Below are 5,392 nucleotides of genomic sequence, written 5' to 3' on the forward strand. Positions count from 1 at the left end.
GATCATGGACGGCCAGAAGCACCGCATCAGCGTCGAAGGCGAGAAACACAGCGAGAAATCCGGGTCGGGCTTCTATGTCGGCCACCTGGACGGCCACCCGGCTGGCTACATGAAGAACAACAAGACCGGCATCGACCTGAAGTGGAAATCGAAGGGCTACACGTTCGAACCCGAGCTGAAAGCCAGGATGCTCGCCGAGGCGGCCGAGAAGCTGCAAGCCCGAACTGCCGAGCAAGAGCGGCTGCACGAGCAGACCGCGCAGCGTGTCGCCCGGCAGATGGCGAAGCTGCTGCCGGTCATCGAGCCGACCGCGTACATGAAGGCCAAGGGCATCGAGCCACAGCCCGGCGTCTTCACTGACCGCGAAGGCCAGAAAACCTACATCCCGGCGACCGACGTCGACGGCAAGCAATGGACGATGCAGTACATCCGCGAGGACGGCAGCAAGCGCTTCGCCAAGGACAGCCGCAAGGAAGTCTGCTTCCATGCGATCGGCGGCCTGGACGCGCTGGCCAAGGCACCCGTCCTGGTCATCGGAGAAGGCTACGCCACCGCGGGCAGCCTGTCGCAGACGCTGGGTTTTGCGACCGTCGCCGCCTTCGACTCGGGGAACCTGGTGCCCGTCGCCAAGGCCCTGCACGAGAAGTACCCGGACAAGCCGATGGTGATCGCCGGCGACGACGACAAGCACCTGGAGGCCACCCAGGGCGTGAACCCCGGCCGCAGCAAGGCCGAAGAAGCCGCCCGGGCGGTCGGCGGCAAGCTGCTGCTGCCGATCTTCGCGCCCGGCGAGCAGGCCGCGAACCCGAAGGGCTTCACCGACTTCAATGACTTGGCTACCAGGAGCGTGCTCGGGCAGGAAGGGATTGCGCGGCAGGTTCGGTCGGTGGTTGATGACGTGATCGAGTGCCAGCAGGGGCGGAGTGTTGAGGTGCTGGCGCGCGGGGAAAGGCAGGAACAAGCAGGGCGTCGGGTGGCGAAGGTTGGATGATACCTACGGCGGCATCGCAAGCTGTACCGCGATGTCGATTGTCTATTCGCTCGGGAGAACCTTGTGGTGAATGGTCGTGGTCACCGGCCGGCGTGATCCCCGGAACGAGGATCTCACCATTCACCTGCCTTTTGGTGGGTGTCCATGGTGAAGGTCATGGCACTTGTAGTGCGACGGGTTTAACACGCCGAACCTGCAGGGTGCGCTCCTCGTCCAGAGCTCGGTAGAAGACAATGTGGCTCTGATGTACGACCAGCTCGCGGATGTCCGGCAGTCGACCTGGCTGGCCGAGCGCTGGGCGTTCTGCCAGCGGTGTCGTCTTGTCGCGTAGTGCATTGCCGAAGGCCCCGGCGATCGTTTGGCTGTCCCTGCCGATGTATTGGACGATGGCGAGCAAGTCCTCGCGGGCCATGGACCCCATTCAATGCGCTAGCCGGTTGTTAACACCCCATACGCATATTTCCTGCTTTTCAGGCACGGCTCGATTATAAGTCGTTGATTTTTCGAGTTGTGGGTTTTTCTGGCGTTTTGTAGTAGTGCCATAATCGTGTGCTGTGGTGGCCGATCCCCTTGCTTTTGTTGTACGTTCGTGGGCATGTTCATACGACAGACGAGAACCCGCAACAGGGCGACGGGTGAAAGCTACGTCAGCCACCGACTGGTGCGCACCGAACGCATCGGTGGCAAGGTCCGTCAGATCACGCTGTTGAACCTCGGCCGCCACTTTCCGATCAAGCAGGAAGACTGGCCGATCCTGTGCAACCGCTTCGCGCAGTTGCTCAATCCGCAGGCGGTGATCCTGCCTTTGGAATGCTCTGAATCGATCGAGCGCACGGCGCAACGCTACCATGCGCATCTAGTAGGGGGTTCCTCGCTGATGGCTCGCAGTACTTCATTGCCTCGTTGATCCGGACGTTTTTTTCGGTTGCGCGTCTTGGGGCTTGCTATACAATTCACCGAACTGACAAGATGTGCCCAATGACCAAGGCCGATACTTTCAGCATCGTGTGGGATGCGATCGCCGACAGCCCCGAACAGGCCGCCAACCTTCAGGCCCGCGCCGGACTGATGCGGCAAATCGCCGCCATTATCAAGGGCAGCCAGTGGAAGCAGGCCGACGCCGTAGCCCGTCGCGTCGTCTTCCAGTCGCGCGTCAATGACCTGTTGCGCGGGCGCGTGCATGTCGAGTTGGAGGTGGCGTAACCAGGGTTGTGGGCTAATGCGCTGCTCTACATGATGATCAGTGATTCGGAGGGCGAGGCGGTTGTGGTAGTTGAAGGAATCACTCGTGGCTCGTTTCTTTCTGTGTTTCTTTGTCCGAATGTTAGACCTGACCGTTCGCACTAGCAGCAGCAAATCTAGCAGCCTGTCGGACTTGGAGTAGGGAAAACCGCGAGATTTCACCATGCGGAATGAGAGGGTCGGATTTTGTCGACTTTCTGGCCTTTTCGACGGTTTTCCCCTCGTTTTTCCCTACTGTGGGCGCAATTTGGCCATCCGCTTCAAGTTCCACGCCAAGCAGACCAGCGTCCACTCGCCGGTGACCTTCTTCAAACCGCGCAGCGAGAACTGGCGAAAACCCATGACCGACTTGATGATGCCGAAGACCGGCTCCACCGTCTGCTTGCGCAAGGCATAGAGCGCTCGTCCCGCTTTGGTCTTCAAGCGATGCGACAGGGCCTGCACGGGTGTCGCATTCTCCGGCAGCGGTGCCGGTTCGCTGTGCCGCTCCCGCCAGTCAGGATGGTGCTCGTCGCGAGCTACCGCGATTACTGGATCGATGCCGGCCGCCTCGCACGCCTTGATGTTCTTCTCGCTGCAGAAGCCCGTGTCGGCGATCAGACTTTCCACGGAACCCAGAACCTCGGCCTGTGCCTTGAGCGTCGCCAGCATCGGCTCGACCTGCTCTTTGTCATTGGCGGCTTGCGTTACGCCGACCGCCACAACCAGCATCGTCACTGCATCAACCCCGGCCTGGGCGTTATACGCTTGTTCGAAGCCGCCGCCGGCCACCGGCATGATGCGCGATTCTTCGTCGGTCAGATTGATCTGGTCAGTGTCCCGTGCGCCGGGCTCGGGGGCTTTCGGCAGCTTGCCGCCCAACTTCTTGCCGGTCGCTTCTTCCTTGGCCGCGCGCCGCGCCATCTTCTCGTCGTACTCGGCTTTCTCTCGCTGATAGCGCTCCTCCGCCCGCGCTGCAATCTTCGCCTTGGCCTCCGCCATCGCCGCCAGCCGATCTTCGCGCCGCTTGATTTCTTCGGGCAGGCTGACGCCGTCCGGAACGTCGGCCTGATCGGCCTGTTCCGCCAAGGCGAACAGTTCCTGCACCTCAGCCTTGAGCTGGGTTTCCAGCTTTTCGATGTGGCCGTGCGAGAGCGCGCTGTGCCTCGAGGCGTTGGCTTCGATCTTCGTGCCGTCCAGACAGACGTTACCTACCTTGAGCAGTTTCATTTCCTTGGCCATATCCAGGACCTGCAGAAACAGGTCGCTCAGTTCGTCAAGAAAACGCCGGCGGAACGTCGCCAGGCTGTCGTGATCGGGATGGCTTCCGGCAGCAATGTAGCGGAAGGCCACCGAATCGTAGGTCGCCCGCTCCAGCTTGCGGCTGGAGAAAATACCCGTGGCGTAGCCATAGACCAGAATCGCCAGCAGGGTCGCCGGATGGTACGCCTTCGATCCACGTCCAGCGTACTGTCGCGTCAGGTTCGACAGATCAAGCTGGTCGACCACCTCCACGATGAATCGCGCCAGGTGATCCTGATTCAACCAATCGTCAACCGATGGCGGCAGCAGGTAGTCGGTCTTGCGATCGGTGACAATGAAGTGGGACATGCCGGACCTCGGTTGCTTCGACAAGCATGATTTTAGCATATTTGGCGGGCAGCAAGCCGAAAGTCCGACAGGCTGCTAGCGGGTTGAAGTCCTGTCTGGGTAGTTGTCTGTATGCCCGCTAGCATGAGGAAGCGCCGTCGTGGTAACACGGGGTCGTGAGTTTCCCAACAGCAAGAGAGCCGGCCGTAATGCAAGTGAACCTATGAGTAGGCTTGTAGATTATATGGAGAAGCCGACCCTGTGGACAGAAGGGGAAGAGAGGTGGCCCCGGAAATTCGGAAAGCAGGATAAGTGGTAGCCTTGCCCCCACGAACGGCTGCGGGATCGGCCATACCAGGAGCAAGAGCATGACGAGAAGGACGAGGCGGAACCACACACCGACATTCAAGGCGCAAGTGGCACTGGCGGCGCTGAAGAGCGACAAGACGCTGGCGGAGTTGGCGCAGCAGTATGACATTCACCCGAACCAGATCACGGACTGGAAGCGGCAACTGACAGAGCGTGCGATTCAGGTATTTGGAGACGCCGGAAGCCCCGCGAGCAGTGATCCGGACCTGACGAAACTGCACGCCAAGATCGGCCAGTTGTCGCTGGAAAACGATTTTTTAGAACATGCGCTCACCAAGGCGGGCTTGCTGAGCGCAAGACGATGATTGACCGCAACCACAAGCTCCCCGTATCGCAACAGTGCTCCCTGCTCGGGCTGGCGCGTTCGACCGCCTACTACACGCCCCGCGAGGTCTCGGCGGAGGACCTGGCGCTGATGCGCCGGATCGACGAGTTGCATCTCGAGCACCCGTTCGCCGGCGCCCGCATGTTGCGTGATCTGCTGCGTCCCGAGGGTTTCGAGGCCGGGCGCAAACACATCGGCACCCTGATGGCGCGTATGGGGATCGAGGCCCTCTATCGGAAACCCAACACCTCTCGTCGGCAGCGGGGGGATGAAATCCATCCGTATCTCCTGCGCGATCTCGCCGTCGAGCGGCCCAATCAGGTGTGGGCGGCGGACATCACCTACATTCCGATGCGCCGGGGCTTCCTCTACCTGTTCGCCGTGATCGACTGGTACTCGCGGCGAGTGCTCGCTTGGCGGCTCTCCAACACCTTGACGACCGATTTCTGTCTGGACGCGGTGCAAGAAGCCCTCCACCGGCACGGTTGCCCGGAGATCTTCAACACCGATCAGGGTTGCCAGTTCACCAGCGGCGAATTCACCGGCCTGCTCAAGGCGCACGACATCCGGATCAGCATGGACGGCAAGGGGTCCTGGCGGGACAACGTCTTTGTCGAGCGACTGTGGAAGACGGTCAAGTACGAGGAAGTGTATCTCAAGGCCTATGACAGCGTTGCCGATGCGAAACCTAACCTGGCCACGTATCTGCGCTTCTACAACGAGCGACGCCCCCATCGCTCCCTGGATGGCCAGACGCCGGACGCCACCTACTTCGCGGCGCTCGCGGCCGCAACGCGACCGGCGGCGTAGGGCATGAGGAAGGGGCTCCGTGGATTTGTGGACGATGCGCTGTCGCGCACCGGGCCGCTTGCCGTGGAAAAGTCTGGCGACTTTCC

General features: G+C 61.1%; 6 protein-coding genes. 4 read left to right on the forward strand and 2 right to left on the reverse strand.

Going from position 1 to position 5,392, the window contains the following annotated elements; translation table 11 throughout:
- Nucleotides 1-991, forward strand: a 991-nt coding sequence (locus Q1L50_RS07965) for a toprim domain-containing protein (RefSeq protein WP_300337357.1), incomplete at its 5' end; no start/stop codon positions are given.
- Between the two features lie 154 nt (nt 992-1,145).
- Here Q1L50_RS07965 and Q1L50_RS07970 read toward each other — a convergent pair.
- Nucleotides 1,146-1,403 carry a type II toxin-antitoxin system RelE/ParE family toxin gene (locus Q1L50_RS07970; RefSeq protein ID WP_300337358.1) on the reverse strand — a complete coding sequence of 86 codons (258 nt, stop codon included), beginning with the start codon at nt 1,401-1,403 and terminating at the stop codon, nt 1,146-1,148.
- A 249-nt stretch (nt 1,404-1,652) separates the two neighbouring features.
- On the opposite strand from Q1L50_RS07970, the gene Q1L50_RS07975 reads away from it, so the two are divergent.
- Together Q1L50_RS07975 and Q1L50_RS07980 are read left to right on the forward strand one after the other, a co-directional pair.
- Complete coding sequence (locus Q1L50_RS07975; RefSeq protein WP_300337359.1) at nt 1,653-1,898, forward strand: hypothetical protein; 246 nt, start codon at nt 1,653-1,655, stop codon at nt 1,896-1,898.
- 71 nt (nt 1,899-1,969) lie between these two features.
- Nucleotides 1,970-2,194, forward strand: coding sequence for an XRE family transcriptional regulator (locus tag Q1L50_RS07980; protein ID WP_300337360.1), 225 nt, complete (start codon nt 1,970-1,972; stop codon nt 2,192-2,194).
- Between the two features lie 270 nt (nt 2,195-2,464).
- On the opposite strand, the gene Q1L50_RS07985 is transcribed toward Q1L50_RS07980, so the two are convergent.
- Nucleotides 2,465-3,823, reverse strand: a complete 1,359-nt coding sequence (locus Q1L50_RS07985) for an IS1182 family transposase (protein ID WP_300337361.1) — start codon at nt 3,821-3,823, stop codon at nt 2,465-2,467.
- 347 nt (nt 3,824-4,170) lie between these two features.
- Here Q1L50_RS07985 and Q1L50_RS07990 point away from each other — a divergent pair.
- Nucleotides 4,171-5,306, forward strand: a protein-coding gene (locus Q1L50_RS07990) for an IS3 family transposase (protein ID WP_300337363.1) whose coding sequence is annotated in 2 segments (ribosomal slippage) — nt 4,171-4,423 and nt 4,423-5,306 — 1,137 coding nt in all. Because the reading frame shifts where the segments join, the coding sequence is not laid out codon by codon here.
- Nucleotides 5,307-5,392: the final 86 nt, after the last annotated feature.

This window comes from Accumulibacter sp. (assembly GCF_029255145.1).
Classification (GTDB): Bacteria; Pseudomonadota; Gammaproteobacteria; order Burkholderiales; family Rhodocyclaceae; genus Accumulibacter.